This window comes from Bacillus sp. FSL M7-1020 (assembly GCF_038050415.1).
Taxonomy (GTDB): Bacteria; Bacillota; Bacilli; order Bacillales; family Bacillaceae_G; genus Bacillus_A; species Bacillus_A toyonensis.
Window position 1 is genome coordinate 2,022,762 of record NZ_JBBOTW010000001.1, and the last position, 19,520, is coordinate 2,042,281.

At 35.9% G+C, this 19,520-nt stretch carries 13 protein-coding genes and 1 pseudogene; 11 read left to right on the plus strand and 3 right to left on the minus strand.

Features of this window, described 5'->3' with window-relative positions:
• The first annotated feature begins 76 nt into the window (after nt 1–76).
• Genes dhbA through MHB70_RS10420 form a run of 9 tightly spaced genes read left to right on the plus strand, consistent with a single transcriptional unit; the run spans nt 77 to nt 14,863 of the window.
• Complete coding sequence (dhbA, locus tag MHB70_RS10380) at nt 77–862, plus strand: 2,3-dihydro-2,3-dihydroxybenzoate dehydrogenase (RefSeq protein ID WP_000991101.1); 786 nt, start codon at nt 77–79, stop codon at nt 860–862.
• A 26-nt stretch (nt 863–888) separates the two neighbouring features.
• Nucleotides 889–2,088 carry an isochorismate synthase DhbC gene (dhbC, locus tag MHB70_RS10385; RefSeq protein WP_061529954.1) on the plus strand — a complete coding sequence of 400 codons (1,200 nt, stop codon included), beginning with the start codon at nt 889–891 and terminating at the stop codon, nt 2,086–2,088.
• Nucleotides 2,089–2,100: 12 nt separating this feature from the next.
• Nucleotides 2,101–3,717 carry a (2,3-dihydroxybenzoyl)adenylate synthase gene (locus MHB70_RS10390; protein WP_000955332.1) on the plus strand — a complete coding sequence of 539 codons (1,617 nt, stop codon included), beginning with the start codon at nt 2,101–2,103 and terminating at the stop codon, nt 3,715–3,717.
• Nucleotides 3,718–3,741: 24 nt separating this feature from the next.
• Nucleotides 3,742–4,635 carry an isochorismatase family protein gene (locus MHB70_RS10395; protein ID WP_001007270.1) on the plus strand — a complete coding sequence of 298 codons (894 nt, stop codon included), beginning with the start codon at nt 3,742–3,744 and terminating at the stop codon, nt 4,633–4,635.
• A 33-nt stretch (nt 4,636–4,668) separates the two neighbouring features.
• Nucleotides 4,669–11,826 carry an amino acid adenylation domain-containing protein gene (locus MHB70_RS10400; protein ID WP_061529955.1) on the plus strand — a complete coding sequence of 2,386 codons (7,158 nt, stop codon included), beginning with the start codon at nt 4,669–4,671 and terminating at the stop codon, nt 11,824–11,826.
• Complete coding sequence (locus MHB70_RS10405) at nt 11,823–12,047, plus strand: MbtH family protein (RefSeq protein WP_000184075.1); 225 nt, start codon at nt 11,823–11,825, stop codon at nt 12,045–12,047. The genes MHB70_RS10400 and MHB70_RS10405 overlap by 4 nt, the downstream gene beginning before the upstream one ends.
• Complete coding sequence (locus MHB70_RS10410; protein WP_061529956.1) at nt 12,047–13,477, plus strand: MDR family MFS transporter; 1,431 nt, start codon at nt 12,047–12,049, stop codon at nt 13,475–13,477. The genes MHB70_RS10405 and MHB70_RS10410 overlap by 1 nt, the downstream gene beginning before the upstream one ends.
• A gap of 58 nt (nt 13,478–13,535) precedes the next feature.
• The gene (gene sfp, locus MHB70_RS10415) at nt 13,536–14,285 is read left to right on the plus strand and encodes a 4'-phosphopantetheinyl transferase Sfp (protein WP_000573008.1); all 750 of its coding nucleotides are present in this window, start codon (nt 13,536–13,538) and stop codon (nt 14,283–14,285) included.
• 35 nt (nt 14,286–14,320) lie between these two features.
• Nucleotides 14,321–14,863, plus strand: coding sequence for a hypothetical protein (locus MHB70_RS10420; RefSeq protein ID WP_000959149.1), 543 nt, complete (start codon nt 14,321–14,323; stop codon nt 14,861–14,863).
• 43 nt (nt 14,864–14,906) lie between these two features.
• Here MHB70_RS10420 and MHB70_RS10425 read toward each other — a convergent pair whose 3' ends face one another.
• Nucleotides 14,907–15,179, minus strand: a complete 273-nt coding sequence (locus MHB70_RS10425; RefSeq protein WP_001043908.1) for an HU family DNA-binding protein — start codon at nt 15,177–15,179, stop codon at nt 14,907–14,909.
• A 204-nt stretch (nt 15,180–15,383) separates the two neighbouring features.
• Here MHB70_RS10425 and MHB70_RS10430 point away from each other — a divergent pair, with 204 nt between their 5' ends.
• A complete protein-coding gene (locus tag MHB70_RS10430; RefSeq protein WP_000577310.1) occupies nt 15,384–16,151 on the plus strand; it encodes a DUF3891 family protein in 768 nt (255 codons plus the stop codon).
• A 14-nt stretch (nt 16,152–16,165) separates the two neighbouring features.
• Nucleotides 16,166–16,690, plus strand: coding sequence for a DinB family protein (locus MHB70_RS10435; RefSeq protein WP_000656259.1), 525 nt, complete (start codon nt 16,166–16,168; stop codon nt 16,688–16,690).
• Between the two features lie 149 nt (nt 16,691–16,839).
• On the opposite strand, the gene MHB70_RS10440 is transcribed toward MHB70_RS10435, so the two are convergent.
• On the minus strand, nt 16,840–18,033 hold the full coding sequence (locus tag MHB70_RS10440) for a S8 family peptidase (protein ID WP_000790952.1): 1,194 nt from the start codon (nt 18,031–18,033) through the stop codon (nt 16,840–16,842).
• A 341-nt stretch (nt 18,034–18,374) separates the two neighbouring features.
• Nucleotides 18,375–19,465: pseudogene (locus tag MHB70_RS10445) on the minus strand (DUF3994 domain-containing protein).
• Nucleotides 19,466–19,520 lie beyond the last annotated feature (55 nt).

A 19,520-nucleotide genomic window follows, 5' to 3' on the forward strand; every position in this document is an offset into this window, starting at 1 on the left:
ATTACCAATGATAATGAAAATCGTTATCATTTAATTTGTTTTATTAGATTAATTTTTATATGAAAGGATAGAGGAAATGAATGCAGGGGAATTTGATGGAAAAACCGTTTTCGTAACAGGTGCAGCGCAAGGTATAGGTAGTGTTGTAGCAAAAATGTTTTTAGAAAGAGGGGCTACAGTTATTGCGGTTGATCAAAATGAAGAAGGGTTAAATGTGTTATTAAATCATGATGCATCATATGAAACGCGTATGAAGACATTTCATTTAGATGTGAGTGATAGCAATGCTGTTGAAGAGGTAGTAAACCGAATTGAAAATGACATAGCGCCTATAGATATATTAGTAAATGTCGCAGGAGTTTTACGAATGGGAGCGATTAACTCTTTAAGTGATGAAGATTGGCATAAAACATTCTCTGTAAATACTACAGGAGTTTTCTATATATCTCGATCGGTAAGTAAACGTATGATGGTAAGAAAATCAGGGGCAATTGTTACAGTTGGCTCAAATGCAGCAAATACTCCGAGAATGGAAATGGCTGCGTATGCTGCATCAAAAGCTGCAACGACAATGTTCATGAAATGTTTAGGATTAGAGCTTGCATCATACAATATTCGCTGCAACTTAGTTTCTCCTGGTTCTACTGAAACTGAAATGCAAAGGTTACTATGGGCTGATGAGAATGGAGCTAAAAATATAATTGCTGGTTCCCAAAATACATATAGAATCGGTATACCATTACAAAAAATTGCACAACCTTCAGAAATTGCTGAAGCAGTATTGTTTTTAGCTTCTGATAAAGCGAGTCATATTACAATGCACAATTTATGTGTCGATGGCGGAGCTACATTAGGAGTTTAATAAAAAATTCAGGAGGTTTTCATACTATGAATGAACTTACAGCCGTAAAGGAACTGTCAGAAAAATTATTAGAAGATTATAAGACTGAATCTTCGTTCTTTTTCGCTTCACCAACTCGAACGATATTGACAGAAGGAGAGGTTACTACAGTAAAACATCATGAAATTGAAAGTTTTCCAGAACTTGTACAAGCGGTATTAAGTAATGCAAAACAATCCGGAAATCCGAATCCTATCGTTGTTGGTGCTTTGCCTTTTGATCGTAGAAAAGAAGTTCAACTTATTGTACCGGAATATTGCAGAATTACTGAGCGTTTACAGTTGGAGACAACAAATGAGATAAAACCAAATGAGAAACTGACATTTGAAATGACACCGGTTCCAGCTTCTGAAACTTATATGAATGGTGTGAAGCAAGGGATTGAAAAAATTCAGGATGGAGATTTAAAGAAAATCGTTCTATCTAGATCGTTAGATGTTAAATCTTCAGAGAAGATTGATAAACAAAAACTACTTCGCGAATTAGCAGAGCATAATAAGCACGGTTATACATTTGCTGTGAATTTACCGAAAGATGAAAAAGAGAACAATAAGACATTAATTGGAGCAAGCCCTGAATTGCTTGTTTCACGTAGTGGTATGCAAGTCGTTTCTAATCCATTAGCTGGTTCAAGACCAAGAAGTGACGATCCAGCTGAAGATAAAAGAAGAGCAGAGGAACTACTCTCTTCACCAAAAGATTTACATGAACATGCGGTAGTAGTTGAAGCGGTTGCTGCTGCGCTTCGTCCGTATTGTCATACATTGCATGTGCCAGAAAAACCATCAGTTATTCATAGTGAAACAATGTGGCATTTGTCTACCGAAGTGAAAGGTGAACTTAAGAATCCAAATACTTCTTCTTTACAATTAGCAATTGCTCTCCATCCTACGCCAGCAGTTTGCGGAACTCCAATGGAAGCAGCAAGAGAGGCTATTCAAAAAATTGAGCCATTTGACCGTGAATTCTTTACAGGAATGTTAGGGTGGAGCGATCTAAATGGAGATGGCGAATGGATTGTTACAATTCGTTGTGCGGAAGTGCAAGAGAATACACTTCGTTTATATGCAGGAGCTGGAGTTGTTGCTGAGTCAAAACCAGAAGATGAGCTAGCAGAAACATCAGCTAAGCTCCAAACAATGCTGAAGGCTTTAGGGTTAAGAGATAATTCGTTGAATGAAAAATAGGGGGAAGAAAGAATGTTAACAGGTTATACGGAATGGCCAAAAGAATTCGTCGATCGTTACCGAGAAGAAGGGTGTTGGCTTGGTGAAACATTTGGCGGAGTGTTAAGAGAGCGTGCTGAAAAATATGGAGATCAGATTGCAGTTGTAAGCGGTAATAAGCATATAACGTATAGTGAACTTGATAAAAAGGTAGATCGCTTAGCTTCAGGTTTACTGAATGTAGGAATAAAGAAAGAAGACCGAGTTGTAATCCAGTTACCTAATATTATAGAGTTTTTCGAAATATGTTTTGCACTATTTCGAATTGGAGCGCTTCCTGTTTTTGCGCTACCTTCACATCGAAGCAGTGAAATTAGTTATTTTTGTGAGTTTGGCGAGGCGAGCGCTTACGTTATTTCAGATAAGGCTCTCGGTTTTGATTATCGAAAACTAGCAAGAGAAGTGAAAGAGAAAGTGCCAACTTTACAACATGTAATTGTAGTGGGAGAAGAAGAAGAGTTTGTGAACATAAATGATCTGTATATGGATCCCGTCTCATTACCAGAAGTTCAGCCAAGTGATGTTGCGTTTCTTCAATTATCAGGAGGGACAACAGGACTTTCTAAATTAATTCCTAGAACACATGATGACTATATTTATAGTTTACGTGTTAGTGCTGAAATTTGTAATTTAAATGCAGAAAGTGTCTATATGGCCGTTCTTCCAGTAGCACACAATTACCCGATGAGTTCTCCAGGAACATTTGGAACTTTCTATGCGGGTGGAAAGGTAGTGTTGGCAACTGGAGGGAGTCCAGACGAGGCATTTGCTCTTATAGAAAAAGAAAAAGTGACGATTACAGCGCTCGTTCCACCATTAGCAATGATTTGGCTTGATGCTGCATCTTCCCGTAATAACGATTTATCGAGCTTGCAAGTGATTCAAGTAGGTGGTGCGAAATTTAGTGCCGAAGTTGCGAAGCGTATTCGTCCTACATTTGGATGTACGTTACAGCAAGTGTTTGGTATGGCAGAAGGGCTAGTAAATTACACAAGATTAAATGATCCGGAAGAAATCATTATTCATACACAAGGTAGACCGATGTCTACATCCGATGAAGTAAAGGTTGTTGATGAAAATGATAACGATGTAAAACCGGGTGAAGTAGGTAGTTTATTAACACGAGGTCCATATACAATTCGTGGTTATTATAAAGCGGAAGAGCATAATGCACGATCATTTACAAAGGATGGATTTTATCGCACAGGTGATCTTGTAAAAGTAAATGAACAAGGTTACATCATTGTAGAAGGAAGAGATAAAGATCAAATTAATCGTGGTGGTGAGAAAGTTGCTGCGGAAGAGGTTGAAAATCATCTATTAGCACATGATGCAGTACATGATGTAGCAATTGTATCTATGCCTGACGATTATTTAGGTGAACGCACCTGTGCTTTTGTTATAGCTCGCGGACAAGTTCCAACTGTAAGTGAATTAAAAATGTTTTTAAGAGAACGTGGTATAGCGGCTTATAAAATTCCAGATCGAATTGAATTTATTGAATCATTCCCGCAAACAGGAGTCGGAAAAGTCAGCAAAAAAGAACTACGTAAAGTCATTGCTGAAAAACTTATTACAGTAAAACAATAATAAAAACCGGAAGGAAGTGATTAGATGGCTATCCCATCTATTTCAGTATATAAAATGCCAATTGAATCAGAACTACCAAAAAATAAAGTGAATTGGACACCAGACCCGAAACGTGCAGTACTTTTAATTCATGACATGCAAGAATATTTTCTTGATGCATATAGCGATAAAGAATCACCAAAAGTAGAACTTATTTCAAATATTAAAATGATAAGAGAAAAATGTAAACAACTTGGTATACCAGTTGTTTATACAGCGCAACCTGGTGGACAAACGTTAGAACAAAGAGGTTTATTACAAGACTTTTGGGGTGACGGTATTCCTGCTGGACCAGATAAAAAGAAAATTGTTGATGAACTTACTCCTGATGAGGATGATATATTCCTAACAAAATGGAGATATAGTGCATTTAAAAAGACAAATCTATTAGAAATTTTAAATGAACAAGGAAGAAATCAACTCATTATTTGCGGTATTTATGCGCATATTGGATGCCTTTTAACAGCTTGTGAAGCATTTATGGATGGTATAGAGCCGTTCTTTGTAGCAGATGCAGTTGCTGATTTTTCACTAGAGCATCATAAACAAGCATTGGAGTATGCATCTAATAGATGCGCAGTAACGACATCAACAAACCTATTGTTAAAAGATTTACAAAGTGTAAAAGGTGATGAGAGTGAAGGAATCACTATACAGGAAGTACATGAACTAGTTGCACAACTACTTCGTGAGCCAGTAGAGAGTATTGATATTGATGAGGACTTATTAAATAGAGGGCTTGATTCGGTCAGAATTATGAGTTTAGTAGAGAAGTGGCGTCGTGAAGGGAAAGAAATCACGTTTGCAGATTTAGCAGAACGTCCAACTGTTGCAGGTTGGTACAGCTTACTATCTTCACAAACAGCACAGGTGCTGTAACAAATAGACTACATAATAAAGGGGTAGTAAAGAATGCCTAACAGTCAAAAGATTCGTCATTCGTTATCATCTGCGCAGTCTGGTATGTGGTTTGCGCAACAATTAGATCCGCTTAATCCGATATATAATACTGGGGAATATGTAGAAATAAACGGGAATATTCATCAAGACATTTTTGAATTAGCTGTACGTAAAGTTGTAATGGAAGCAGAAGCACTTCATGTTCGCTTCGAAGAGGATGAAATTGGCCCATGGCAAGTTATTGAAGAATCACAGTTTCATATGCATTTTATTGACGTTCGTAAAGAAGAAAATCCTGAAGAAGCTGCTAAAGTATGGATGAAAAATGATTTATCTATGCCAGTCGATTTGAAAAAAGATACTTTATTTACTGAAGCACTTATTCAAGTTGAAAATAATCGTTTCTTTTGGTATCAGCGCATCCATCACATTGTGATGGATGGCTATGGATTTTCACTTCTTAGCCAAAAGGTAGCGAATGAGTATACATCACTTATAGAAGAAACAAACAAGAATGAAAAGCCATTTGGTTCTCTTGCAAAAGTTGTGCAAGAAGATATTGAGTATCGTGAGTCTAAACAATTTCAGGAAGATCGTACTTTTTGGTTAGAAAAATTTGCGGATGAACCAGAAGTTGTAAGTTTGGCAGAACGAGCACCGAGAACATCAAATGGATTTTCACGAGAAACAGCTTATTTATCTAGTTCTAGCACGAAAACTTTACTAGAAGAAATCAATATTTCGTTAACAAGTTGGCCGGAATTCATTGTCGCTGTAACAAGTATTTATATGCATAAATTAACAGGTGAAAATGATATTGTTTTAGGTTTACCAATGATGGGACGTCTAGGTTCTGTATCTATTCATACACCTAGTATGGTAATGAATTTAGTTCCACTTCGTATTACAGTAACTCCAAATATAACTCTTGCGGAATTATTGCAACAAGTTTCTAAAGAAATCCGAGATGTACGTCGCCATCATAAATACCGTCATGAGGAATTAAGGAGAGACTTAAAGTTACTAGGTGAAAATCAAAGGTTGTTTGGACCGTTAGTGAATGTTATGCCATTTTATTACGGGCTTAATTTTGCTGGGAAGCGTGGTATTACGCATAACTTATCAGCAGGACCTGTCGATGATTTATCGATAAATGTATATAAACGTTTTGATCAAAAGGAGTTAATGATTCATTTTGATGCGAATCCCGAAGTATATAATGGCGCGGAGCTAGCATTGCATAAAGAAAGATTTATGAATCTATTTGAATTAGTAATAAATAATTATGAGAAAAACGAGTCTGTTGGAAAAATAAACATTACTCTGCCTGAAGAAAACCATAAAGTTTTATTGGAATGGAATGAAACACAGGAAGCTGAAGAGCTAATCAATCTACCTTTATTATTTGAAAAACAAGTACAAAAAAATCCGAATAAAATAGCGGTTACTTGTAACGGAATAAAACTTACGTATAAAGAGCTAAATGAACGAGCGAATGAACTAGCACACTATTTAGTAGAAGAAGGAATACGACCAAATCAGTTTGTAGCTTTAGTATTCCCTAGATCAATAGAAATGGTGGTTAGTATGCTAGCGGTCTTAAAGGCTGGTGCAGCATATTTACCAATAGATCCAGAATACCCAGCAGAAAGAGTTAATTATATAGTAAATGATGCAAAACTAGTTTGTATCATAACACATTCATCTGTTTCATCTAAGTTAGTTATAGAAAATGATATGAAAAAAATTGTATTAGATGAAGAAGAAACGAAACTAGCGTTACATACATATTCTCGTATGAATATAGCATGTAAGAATGATGTATCACTTTTAAACCCAGCCTATACAATATATACTTCAGGCTCAACAGGAAACCCAAAAGGTGTAATTGTTCCTATGAGAGGTTTAAGTAACTTTTTAATGGCTATGCAACAAAAGTTTTCATTAAATGAAAATGATCATTTATTAGCAGTTACAACTTTTGCGTTTGATATTTCTGCTCTAGAAATTTATTTACCTCTTATTAGTGGCGCAAGTTTAACAATTGCGCAAAAAGAAGACATACAAGAGCCATCAGCATTAACGACACTTTTACAAGAAGAAAGAGTGACCATTATGCAGGCTACACCGACGCTTTGGCAGGCGTTAGTAACTGATTATCCAGAAAAGCTACAAGGGCTAAACATACTTGTTGGTGGTGAAGCTCTTCCAGCGTATTTAGCAAATAAATTAAAAGAATTAGGTTGCTCAATAACTAATTTATATGGACCAACTGAAACGACGATTTGGTCTACTTTCATGAACATTGATGAAAGTGAAAAGGGTATACCACCTATTGGAAAGCCAATTTGCAATACAGAAGTGTATGTATTGGATGCAGGATTACAACCTGTTCCACCTGAAGTTATCGGTGAATTATATATTGCAGGAGAAGGAATCGCAAGCGGATATTTAGGAAAACCTGCGTTAACGGCTGAACGATTTGTTGCAAATCCATATGGAGAACCAGGGAATCTTATGTACCGCACAGGTGATCTTGTGAAATGGCGTAACGACGGTGTGCTAGAGTACATGAGTCGCGCAGATCATCAAATAAAAATTCGTGGTTTCCGAATTGAATTAGCTGAAATTGAAACGGTATTACAACGACATGAAAATATTCAACAAGCGGTAGTGATGGTACGAGAAGATCGTCCAAATGATAAACGCATCATTGCGTATATCGTTGCAGAAGAAAAGGAACCGATTAATCTTTCAGAAATTCGTTCTTATGTTTCAGAAAGTTTAGCGAATTATATGATACCATCGGCATTTGTTGTGCTAGAAGAATTACCATTAACGCCAAATGGTAAGGTTGACAGAAAGAAATTACCTGCTCCTGATTTTAATGGAATGAACAATGAGAGAGTTGCTAGAAATCCGAAAGAAGAAATATTATGTGATTTATTTGCAGAAGTACTTGGTGTTTCTCGAATTAACATTGATGATAATTTCTTTGAAATGGGTGGACATTCACTTCTCGCATCTCGTTTAATGGCAAGAATTCGTGAAACGTTAAGTGTGGAATTAGGAATCGGGAAACTATTTGAATCACCAACTGTTGCCGAACTGGCGAAACAATTAAACCATGCAAAAAGTGCAAGACCAGCTATTCAGAAAGCAAGTAGGCCAAATGAAGTTCCACTTTCATTTGCACAGCGTAGGTTATGGTTCTTAAATTGTTTAGAAGGTCCAAGTCCTACTTATAATATTCCGCTAGTCATTCGTATGAATGGAATATTGAATCGGCAAGCATTACAAGGTGCTTTTTATGATGTAGTTGAGAAACATGAAACACTTAGAACAATTTTCCCTAACGTATTAGGTAGTTCCTATCAGAAAATTTTAGATATGGAAAACTTAAATCTAGAAATGGTTATAACTAATACATGTAAAGATGAATTAGAAAGTGTACTTTCAGAGGCGGTAAGATATAGCTTTAATCTTGATGTTGAGCCAGCAGTTCGTTTACAACTTTTTAAAGTGAGTGACAGCGAACATGTTTTACTAATTCTTTTACATCATATTGTAGGTGATGGATGGTCATTACAACCGTTAACGAGAGATTTTACAGCGGCGTATAAAGCACGATGTCAAGGTGACAGAGTTCAGCTGGAGACACTACCAGTTCAATACGCAGATTATGCACTTTGGCAACAGCAATTGCTAGGTGATGAAACGACACCAGAAAGTCTTATTTCAACACAATTAGATTTTTGGAAAGAAGAACTTAAAGGTTTACCAGACCAAATGGAGTTGCCTACAGATTACCAGCGTCCGGTGGAAACGAGTTATCGCGGGGAAACAATTCATTTTCATATAGATGAAGGTATGCATAGTAGGTTAGTAGAGCTTGGTCGTAAAAATGGGGTTAGTTTGTTTATGGTATTGCAAGCAGGACTTAGTGCACTATTTACAAGATTAGGTGCAGGCACTGATATACCAATTGGAAGTCCGATTGCTGGAAGAAATGATGATGTACTTTCAGATATTGTTGGTTTATTTGTAAATACATTAGTGTTACGTACAAATACGTCAGGAGATCCAAGTTTTAAAGAATTATTAAATAGAGTGAAGCAGGTAAATCTTGCAGCTTATGAAAATCAAGATGTTCCATTTGAAAGGCTTGTTGAAGTGTTAAATCCAGTACGTACTCGAAACAGCCACCCGTTGTTTCAAGTTATGTTGGCTTTTCAAAATACACCAGAAGCAACGTTTAATGCACCAGATTTAGAAGCGAGCCTTGAAATTCAAAGCGTTGGTTCTGCAAAATTTGATTTAACATTTGAAATTAGTGAGAGTAACGAGGTTGATGGTACTCCGAACGGTTTACATGGATTACTAGAGTTTAGTACCGATTTATATAAACGTGAAACGGTTCAAAAACTAATAGAACGATTCATTTTGTTATTAGATGATGCAGCTACAAATCCGAATCAATCAATTGGCAGATTAGAAATATTAACTGTAGCAGAGAAAAATACAGTATTAGAAAAGTGGAATGGTGGTTTTCAAATTGCACCAGAAATGACATTGCCACAATTGTTTGAAAAGCAGGCTCATATAAATCCAAATTCTATAGCTGTTGTCTTTGAAGATAAGAAATTAACTTATGAAAAGTTAAATAGAAAAGCAAATAAAATAGCTCGATTCCTAATAGCAAAAGGGGTTGGTCCGGATCAACTCGTTGCTTTAGCGATGCCAAGATCTTTAAATATGGTTGTAAGCTTACTTGCTGTTCTTAAAGCAGGTGCCGGATACCTTCCGTTAGATCCGGATTATCCGTCAGATCGTATTTCATTTATGCTACACGATGCAAAACCATCATGTGTGTTAACAAATTCAAGTGTAGAAATTGAATGTGATGAGGCACTAAAGATTTTAGTTGATGATGTGAACGTAATAGAAGAAATTGAAAAATATAGTGAAGACAATATTGATGAAATGGAGCGCATGAAGCCGTTATCTCCTTCACATATTGCTTACGTTATTTATACGTCAGGCTCAACAGGTAGACCGAAAGGGGTTATGATACCTCATCAAAATGTAGTAAGACTTTTAGGAGCAACCGATCATTGGTTCCAATTTGACGCAGACGATGTGTGGACGATGTTCCATTCATACGCTTTTGATTTCTCGGTTTGGGAAATTTGGGGACCTTTATTATATGGAGGGCGTTTAGTTGTAGTACCACATACTGTAAGTCGCTCGCCGAAAGAATTTTTACAGCTTCTTGTTAAGGAAAAAGTTACTGTTTTAAACCAAACTCCATCAGCGTTCTATCAATTGATGCAAGCAGATCGTGAAAATGAAGAGGTTGGTCAAAAATTATCTTTACGATATGTTGTTTTTGGTGGAGAAGCACTTGAACTAAGTCGATTAGAAGATTGGTATAGTCGTCATCCTCATAACGCACCGAAACTTATTAATATGTACGGTATAACGGAGACGACGGTACATGTTAGTTATATTGAGTTAGATGAGAGTATCGTTTCTTTACGAGCAAATAGTTTAATCGGGTGCAGTATACCAGATCTTAAAGTATACGTATTAGATAACTATTTACAACCAGTGCCACCAGGAGTAGTTGGAGAAATGTATGTTGCAGGTGCTGGACTAGCTCGTGGATATTTAGGAAGAGCAGGATTAACGGCTGAACGTTTTATCGCAGATCCATTTGGTAAACCTGGTACAAGAATGTATCGCACAGGAGACTTAGCGCGCTGGCGTCAAGATGGGACGTTAGATTATATAGGACGTGCAGATCATCAAATTAAAATTCGTGGATTCCGAATTGAATTAGGGGAAATAGAAGCGGTCATAATGAAACACGATAAAGTTGAACAAGTGGCAGTTATTGTCCGGGAGGATCAACCAGGGGATAAACGATTAGTTGCTTATATCGTCGCATCAAATAATGAAACGATTGATACGAATGAAATGCGTCAGCATGCTAGTGGTAGTTTACCAGATTATATGGTTCCATACGCTTTTGTAGTAGTAAATGAGTTACCTTTAACTCCAAACGGTAAATTAGATAGAAAGGCATTGCCAGCTCCAGAGTTTATTGCATCATCATCTAGCCGCGGACCGAGAACACCGCAAGAAGAAATGTTATGTGACTTGTTTACAGAAGTTTTAAGTGTGTCTCAAATTGGAATTGATGATGGATTCTTTGATCTTGGTGGTCATTCACTTCTTGCAGTGCAGCTTATGAGTCGTATGAAAGAGGCACTTGGCGTTGAACTGAATATTGGAACTTTATTTGCAGCACCTACTGTTGCGGGGCTTGCTGAAAGGCTTGAGATTGGGAATGGTCAAAGTGCACTTGATGTGTTGCTTCCATTACGAGCAAGCGGGGATCAATTACCACTATTTTGTGTACATCCAGCAGGTGGATTAAGTTGGTGCTATGCAGGACTTATGAAATCTTTAGGAACAGATTATCCAATCTATGGTGTACAAGCACGTGGTATCGCTGAAAATGAAGAACTTCCAAAAAGTTTAGAGGAGATGGCGGCGGATTACTTGAAACATGTTCGTGAAGTACAGCCTCATGGACCATATCGTTTATTAGGTTGGTCGCTTGGAGGAAATGTTGTGCATGCAATGGCGGCGCAACTACAAAATGAAGGAGAAGAAGTAGAATTACTCGTTATGCTTGATTCTTATCCTGGACACTTCTTACCGAATACGGAAGCGCCTACTGAAGAGGAAGCGTTAATCGCATTACTTGCTTTAGGCGGATATGACCCAGACAACATGGATGGTAAACCACTGACTATGGAAAGTGCGATTGCAATACTTCGCAAAGATGGAAGTGCATTAGCGAGTCTTGAAGAAGAGACTATTTTAAACTTGAAAGAAACATATGTAAATTCGGTAGGGTTGTTAGGGAAGTACGTACCGAAAGTTTATAACGGGGATATTTTATTCTTTAGGTCTACTGTTATACCAGACTGGTTTGATCCCATTTCTCCAAATACATGGCTAAATTATTTAGATGGAGATATCGTGCAACATGATATTGATTGTAGACATAAAGATTTATGTCAGCCAGGGCCGCTTACAGAAATTGGGCAAGTACTAGCGAAATATTTACAGAATAAGAAAGGGGTAAATAGAGTATGACGAATCCATTTGAAAATGATAATTACACATATAAAGTATTAATGAATGAGGAGGGCCAGTATTCTCTCTGGCCTGCCTTTCTCGATGTACCAATTGGATGGAATGTCGTACATGAAGAAGCTAGCAGACAAGTTTGCTTAGAATACGTTGAAGTAAACTGGAATGATTTAGAGCCAAAAAAAAATCAAATTAGCGAAAAAATATTAGTAGGAAAACAATAATGAAAGTAAAAATAAATCCAAAAGTAGTTATAAGCATCGTGTATATAACAGCGATGTTTATGGCTGCGATGGATGCAACAATTGTGAATGTAGCATTGCAAACGATAAGCAAAGAACTGCAAGTACCCCCATCTGCAATGGGGACAGTAAATGTTGGGTATTTAGTTAGCTTAGCTGTTTTTCTTCCAATTTCCGGTTGGTTAGGCGATCGTTTTGGTACGAAAAGAGTATTTTTAACTGCTCTTTTCGTTTTTACAATTGCATCTGCATTATGTGGAATTGCGAATGATATTACTTCATTAAATATTTTTCGTATCATTCAAGGTGCAGGTGGCGGACTTTTAACACCGGTCGGGATGGCGATGTTATTCCGAACATTTTCACCAGAGGAAAGACCAAAAATTTCTCGATTTATTGTACTGCCAATTGCTGTTGCACCAGCGATTGGACCAATTATTGGTGGTTTCTTTGTAGATCAAATGTCTTGGCGCTGGGCATTTTATATTAATTTGCCGTTTGGTATTATTGCGTTGCTATTTGGACTTCTATTTTTAGCAGAGCATATTGAAAAATCAGCTGGTCGTTTTGATTCTCTCGGTTTTGTTCTTTCAGCACCAGGTTTTGCGATGCTCATCTATGCACTCAGTCAAGGGCCGTCAAAAGGATGGATTTCTCTAGAAATAATAAGTACTGGGATAGCTGGGATTGTATTCATTTCACTGTTTATAATAGTAGAATTGAAAGTAAAGCAACCGATGTTAGATTTACGCTTATTAAAAGAACCCGTTTTTAGAAAAATGAGTCTCATATCCTTGTTTTCATCAGCTGGTTTACTTGGAATGCTATTTGTTTTTCCGCTTATGTATCAAAATGTAATCGGAGTTTCTGCGCTGGAATCAGGTCTTACGACATTTCCAGAGGCGATTGGATTAATGATTTCTTCGCAAATTGTACCATGGACGTATAAGAAATTAGGTGCTCGAAAGGTAATCTCTATTGGACTAATAAGTACCGCGGTTATATTTGTATTATTAAGTTTTGTAAATCATGATACGAATCCATGGCAAATACGGGCATTATTGTTTGGCATAGGTATTTTCTTAGGGCAGTCTGTCGGTGTAGTTCAATTTTCTGCTTTTAACAATATCACACCACCTTCTATGGGTAGAGCAACTACTATATTCAATGTGCAAAATCGATTAGGATCTGCCATAGGAGTTGCTGTTTTAGCTAGTATACTGTCTGGTTTTGGAAGGAATAACGCACAATCAGATTTCTTACCATATCAAGCGGCATTAATTGGATCAGCACTATTTTTACTTATAGCATTACTATTTTCTTTACGTATTTCTGATAAAGAGGTAATGTCAAAGAAGAAAGAAAAAATGTTATCCGTATCACAAAAAGAGAAAGAACTCGTCAATGAATAGCAATATATGTATGCTACTTTAATTGAAATTGATATTAGTAGTAAAAAGGAGATTTTACATGATAGAAAGTAAAGTTGTAGATTCTATACCAACTTTGAATGAGAATGATTGTCAAATATGGTGGGCAAGAATTTCAGATTTACAATCATGGCATTACAATTTACTAAATGATGTAGAGCAAGAGAAAGCAAATTCATATCATCATTCGGCAGATCGTGCACGTTTTATAATAGGTTGCGTAATTAGTAGGTTAGTTCTTGGAAAGATACTTTCTATGTCGCCAGTTCAAGTGCCGATTGATCGATTGTGCCCAGTATGTAAGTTACAACATGGTAGGCCGCAATTACCAGAAGGTATGCCACAATTATCAGTTTCACATTCGGGTGAGTGGGTTGTCGTTGCATTTACAAAATCTGCATCTGTCGGTGTTGATGTTGAACAAATGAATCCAAATGTAGATGTGATGAAAATGGCAGAGGGCGTATTAACAGATATTGAAATAGCACAAGTTATGAAATTACCTAATGAACAGCGATTAGAAGGATTTTTAACGTATTGGACTCGAAAAGAAGCTGTGCTGAAAGCGACAGGTGAAGGACTATTGATTCCACCAGTTGAAATTACTGTATCAGCTCCAAATGATCCTCCTAAATTGTTGGTTTTTAGGGATAGACAAGAGTTAGCAGAAAATACAAGGATGGAAGATGTAAGGCCTAGTTTAGATTATATGGCTTCCATTGCAATATTTAGTAAAGAAGTAACTGAAATTACGCAGTTAGACGCGGTAGCGCTATTAAATTATAAATAAGTTTAATAAAATATTTTATAGAAGAGGTGTTCCACATGTTAGTGGCGGAAAGTAGAACAAATGAATTCACTTATAATGTACAAGCAATTAAAAATATTTTATTTTCTGGAGATACATCATCTATTCTTGCTTTAGAAAAGCTTTTGAATGATACAGTTCAATTTGATGTTCTAGAACAAGAGGTAATAGATAGGCAGTACATTCCGAAAGAAGCAAAAAATTTCTTTGATAAAAACGGAACATTTCTTTATCGTGTATCTAATGTTAGTTATAAAGGTAAGGTGTTATCTGAAAATCTAATTTTTGCGGATACTTCTTTTTTACCGGATACAATAAAAAGTGAATTAGAAAGTGGAACTATTCCTGTTGAAAACCTGATAGAAAAAATGGAAGTAAGAAGAAACGTATTATATGAAGGATATCAGCCATCTGGAAATATTATCGAATTGTTTGATGGATGTTCAGTTGCGGCGAATGTGTATCCAACTAGAAAATATCAAATTGTAAGTAACTGCAAATGTGTATTTTATATTTGTGAAGTGTATCATGCAGAAAATATAAAGGACTTGCTTAAATAAGAAATAAACAAGAAACCAGCCTATAAAATGGCTGGTTTCTTGTTTATTTAACAGCTTCTTTTAATTCTTTACCTGCTTTAAATGCTGGAACTTTACCAGCCGCAATTTGAATTTCTTCCCCAGTTTGTGGGTTACGCCCTGTACGAGCAGATCTTTCACGCACTTCAAACGTTCCAAAACCGATTAATTGAACTTTATCGCCAGATTGTAATGCGTTAGCAATTGTGTCAAATACGGATTGTACAGCTGCAGAAGCATCCTTTTGAGAAATATCAGCTGTTTGTGCCACATTTTTAATTAATTCTGTTTTATTCATGTTTTCACCTCATAAAAATTTTTTTAGAATGAATGTTTTAGTATAATGGATAGTAAAGATAAAGCTAGTTTTATGGTTGGAAAGAATACTATATAGTTATGTTAATTTCGTTGCAAGAGACTGAATCCCTGCTAATAATTGGGGATTAATTAAGAATTGATGCATACAAAAAGCAATAGTATGAGGATGAGGGGGAATATACGTATGATTTTTCGTGAAAAGAGTGAGAAAGAGAGTATATTAATTCGTCAACATGATCATGGTTTTTTGGCTGGAGAGATTGCTAGGCATATAAAAGAATGTTTTTTTGAAGATACAACATACTTAAAAGAGACAATTGATGCAATATATGAACATGATAGAGGATGGATAGAACTTGATAAAGTACCAATTTTGAATGATGCTAAAAATATTCCGTATACATTTATGGATTGTCCAAGCCCATTACGTTTTGTTTTTTATACGATTGGTTTGAATGAAATTGAAGATTCTAATCCATACGGGGCATTACTGTGTAGTAAACACTTTTTATCATTCCCATTAAATGAGGAAGATGAAGAGATGCTTTCTTTTTATAAACATGAATTAGAACGACAAAAAAGAATTTTGAAAACGTTAACAAAGGAACAGTTTGCGATGTTCGATAAACATTATAGATTATTAAAGTTTTGTGATGAACTTTCTTTATACGTATGTATGAATAAGCCTGGTGTCAAAAAGAAAGATGAAGTTGATTTATTTAAAGATGGTTTTGAAGGAACAGAAATGTTTAATAGTAAAGAGGAGAAACTTATTCAAGCTGAATGGGTGGACGAGGAAACAATTCGGATTACACCATTTCCATTTCAAACAGAATTTTATACATATGTAAAATATAAAACGATAAATAAACATGAAATTGAAGAAAAAGGGATTGTAAAAGCTGATAGAGAATCGGAAATGAAGGAGCAAAACATTCGTTTTATACAATAAGGAGGTAATATAAATTGAAAGATTATATATTAAAACAGTGTGATTACCATGCTTGGGCTAATACTAGATTATTCAATCGATTAAAAGAGTTACCAGATTATGAGACAATTTTTAATGAGCAGATACAGAGTGTATTCCCATCCATTAAGGATACTTTTGCGCATATTTATATTACAGATCAAGTGTGGTTACACATATTACATGGCAGAAGTATGAGTGAAGCAATACAAGATCGTGAAAAGTTAAAAAAACAAATCGATACAAAATCGCTAAATGAATTAGAAGAAATGTTTTTAAATATAGCTAATCAGTATAAAGAATTTCTAAGTACACAACAAGATGTACATGCTGAATTTGTTATTAAGAATCCATATGCAGGGACACTACATACTTCAATTTTAGAATTAGTGCAACACGTCGTAAATCATGGTACATATCATAGAGGAAATATAACAGCAATGATCCGTCAACTTGGTCATTCATCGACAATGATGGATTTTGTACTGTATTTACATATGATTCAGAAAAAGGGGGAGTAATATAGTTTGTAAGAAGGAGAGACTTTAATTGTAAAAGTCTCTCCTTCTATTTTATCCTGCATGAACTGCCTATAAAGTACCGATTAGTGTGGGAAAATAATCATTTGGGATGTACAAAGCCTCCAATAATTAAAGTTTCACTGTATTTCTTACGAAGCTTTATTTTCTTGTAATTGCTTAGCGTATTGTACAGCCTTATATGCATTGACTCTACCGTTTTTCCAGTACGTACCTGTACCACTAATTTTATCAGAAGTTGACTCAATAATTTGGCGGATTTGTGTATTGCTATATCCTTGATTTGCTAAAAGAGCAGCGACTCCTGCAACATGAGGTGTTGCCATAGATGTACCACTTAATGATTGATACGTGCTCCCTTTATATGTTGAATATATATTTGAACCTGGTGCTGCAACATCTACCCAGCTACCATAAGTAGAAAATGAAGATTTTCTATCTGATTGATCTGTAGAAGCAACTGCAATTACTTCGCTGTAATAAGCAGGGTAATTAGCTTTTGTATTTCCAGCATTTCCAGCAGCTGCAACTATAACAGAGCCTTTATTCCATGCATATTGAACTGCTTGTTGTAATGCAGTACCACCATTTGGAGCTCCTAAACTTAAACTAATTACTTTTGCACCCGAATCAGCAGCTTCTCGAATACCTTGCGCTACAGCATCAAGAGTCCCGCTTCCTTGATTATCTAATACGCGAACAGCGTAAATGGAAGTCTGCGGGGCAACACCAGCAATTCCGACGCTATTATTCGTAAGTGCTCCAGTAATTCCAGCGCAATGTGTACCATGACCATTACCATCATCAGATGTATTGTCGTTATCAACATAATCATGTCCGTAAATTACTTTAGAAGCTAAATCAGGGTGTGAGCCTTGAACTCCAGTATCAATGATAGCTACTTTTACACCAGGATCACTTCGTTGGCTATCCCAAGCTTGTGGAGCTTGGATCTTTTGTAATCCATATTGATTTTTAAAATATGGATCGTTTGGATTCCAAAAGGCGTGAACGTAATAATTCGGCTCTGCATATTCCACATCTGGATTGTTTTTATAACTCTTTATTTTTTCTTTTACAGTACCTTTTGAAAATTGAACGACTTCAAAACCTAATGTATCATCTTTAGATAAAACGTTAGCACCGACAGATTTGTGAAAAGATTGCACATTACTTAAAGTGGCGTTTTGTTTGAACTTAACGATTAATTGGTTAGGGACGTAATCAGTAGATGATGTTTCAGCACTTGAAGTATTCGTGTTAAAGAAGAAACCACCAATAATAAATGATAAAACGGATAGGAAAACAATGATTTTGTTTTTCAAAAGATTTTTCCTCCTTTTTCTTGGATGAGTTTTTCAGCGACACTTTAATGTCGCATTCCTTTTCAACTATATAGTTAGACCATACGATTTATGACATTTATGTGAAAAACTTTTATTGGAATAAAAAGGGGGGAAGATTGATATAAATTTATTTTAAATGATATTGGTTGAGTAAGAGAACGAAAAAAGGAATGCTCATTATGCATGAATCATTCCTTTTTTCATAGATTAATTGTGATTTCCAAATGAAGTTATACCATTTATAAATAGTTGTTACGTTTTATCCATCTTGATAAAAGAAATCTAAGTGGTTAAGAGGGAGTGACTCTATTTCTTGTCTATTAGAAACTTTGTTTCACATATCTTGTTGTGTTATTTGTTTCTGTATTTAATAATTGTAAGGTCTTACCATCGAAATTCTGTACCATATAAGGTATGTCTTTCTTAGAAACAGTGACTTCTTTACCGTTGTCCATTCGCTTCGTTATATGTAATTCAAAAGTCATAGAGTTTTTATCGTAAGACCATGTTCCTTCCGTTATATTGTCCTTGTTTGGGTAAGTTCCTGCTGTATATAACTCAAAAGTATTTCCACCTTTTATGATAAATGTTACTAGGAAACCACTAGAAGTTTCAAGTCCCCAGTCAGCAATTAACTCAGTTCCGTCTGTTACTTTACTCTTAACGTTTGCTTCGTTAACACCTGAATTAGTGTCTATTCCTGTTTTCTCACTAGCAGATATTCCGCCGCCGTTCGCCTTCGTTACTTCGTTACTTCGTTTTTCATGTTGTTATATACTTCAATCCAGTATTTGTCGCCTTCTTTAACTAACTTTTCAGCGTTTTCAATTACTTCTTTGTCAGTTTTACCACCAGTATTTTTCTCTGTGTTTTGTGAGAAAATACGTTCTACTCCCTCAAAGGCTTTTCTGTACTTAGCGGTTGCTTTCTCAATATCCTTTTGAGCATCTATATACTTGTTCGGTGGGTCGATTTCTTCAAACTTATCAATTGCTTTAAAGATGTTTTCGACACTAACTAATACGTCTTTTCGTGTCTTATTGCCTTTGCTAGCTTCCCCAACTATATTATTGTACTCTTTGAATAATCTATCAAACTCATTTCCTAAATCAATTAAATACATAGGATAGTCGTCTGCTAATACTCTTACTTTCTTCACATCAGAAGTTGACTGCTTTGAAGTACTAGAGTCAGCTTCTTTAGAAGTCTTAACTTCAGAATCCGTCTTAGCGGTTTTAGACTCTTCTGTCTTAGCGGTTTTAGACTCTTCTGTCTTAGCGGTTTTAGACTCTTCTGTCTTAGCGGTTTTAGACTCTTCTGTTTTAGCAGGTTTAGACTCTTCTATTTTTATGCAACCGTTCATTAACAACATAACTGGTATGGTTAATCCTATTAGTTTCTTTGCTTTCATGATTAAATGCCCCTTATCCTTAGTTAATAAATTAGCCGTATCTATTTACCTTGAT

Bases quoted from the DNA above. Each gene is read 5' to 3' on its own strand.
- dhbA (WP_000991101.1), top strand. From the start codon at position 77: ATGAATGCAGGGGAATTTGATGGAAAAACCGTTTTCGTAACAGGTGCA.
- dhbC (WP_061529954.1), top strand. From the start codon at position 889: ATGAATGAACTTACAGCCGTAAAGGAACTGTCAGAAAAATTATTAGAA.
- MHB70_RS10390 (WP_000955332.1), top strand. From the start codon at position 2,101: ATGTTAACAGGTTATACGGAATGGCCAAAAGAATTCGTCGATCGTTAC.
- MHB70_RS10395 (WP_001007270.1), top strand. From the start codon at position 3,742: ATGGCTATCCCATCTATTTCAGTATATAAAATGCCAATTGAATCAGAA.
- MHB70_RS10400 (WP_061529955.1), top strand. From the start codon at position 4,669: ATGCCTAACAGTCAAAAGATTCGTCATTCGTTATCATCTGCGCAGTCT.
- MHB70_RS10405 (WP_000184075.1), top strand. From the start codon at position 11,823: ATGACGAATCCATTTGAAAATGATAATTACACATATAAAGTATTAATG.
- MHB70_RS10410 (WP_061529956.1), top strand. From the start codon at position 12,047: ATGAAAGTAAAAATAAATCCAAAAGTAGTTATAAGCATCGTGTATATA.
- sfp (WP_000573008.1), top strand. From the start codon at position 13,536: ATGATAGAAAGTAAAGTTGTAGATTCTATACCAACTTTGAATGAGAAT.
- MHB70_RS10420 (WP_000959149.1), top strand. From the start codon at position 14,321: ATGTTAGTGGCGGAAAGTAGAACAAATGAATTCACTTATAATGTACAA.
- MHB70_RS10425 (WP_001043908.1), bottom strand. From the start codon at position 15,179: ATGAATAAAACAGAATTAATTAAAAATGTGGCACAAACAGCTGATATT.
- MHB70_RS10430 (WP_000577310.1), top strand. From the start codon at position 15,384: ATGATTTTTCGTGAAAAGAGTGAGAAAGAGAGTATATTAATTCGTCAA.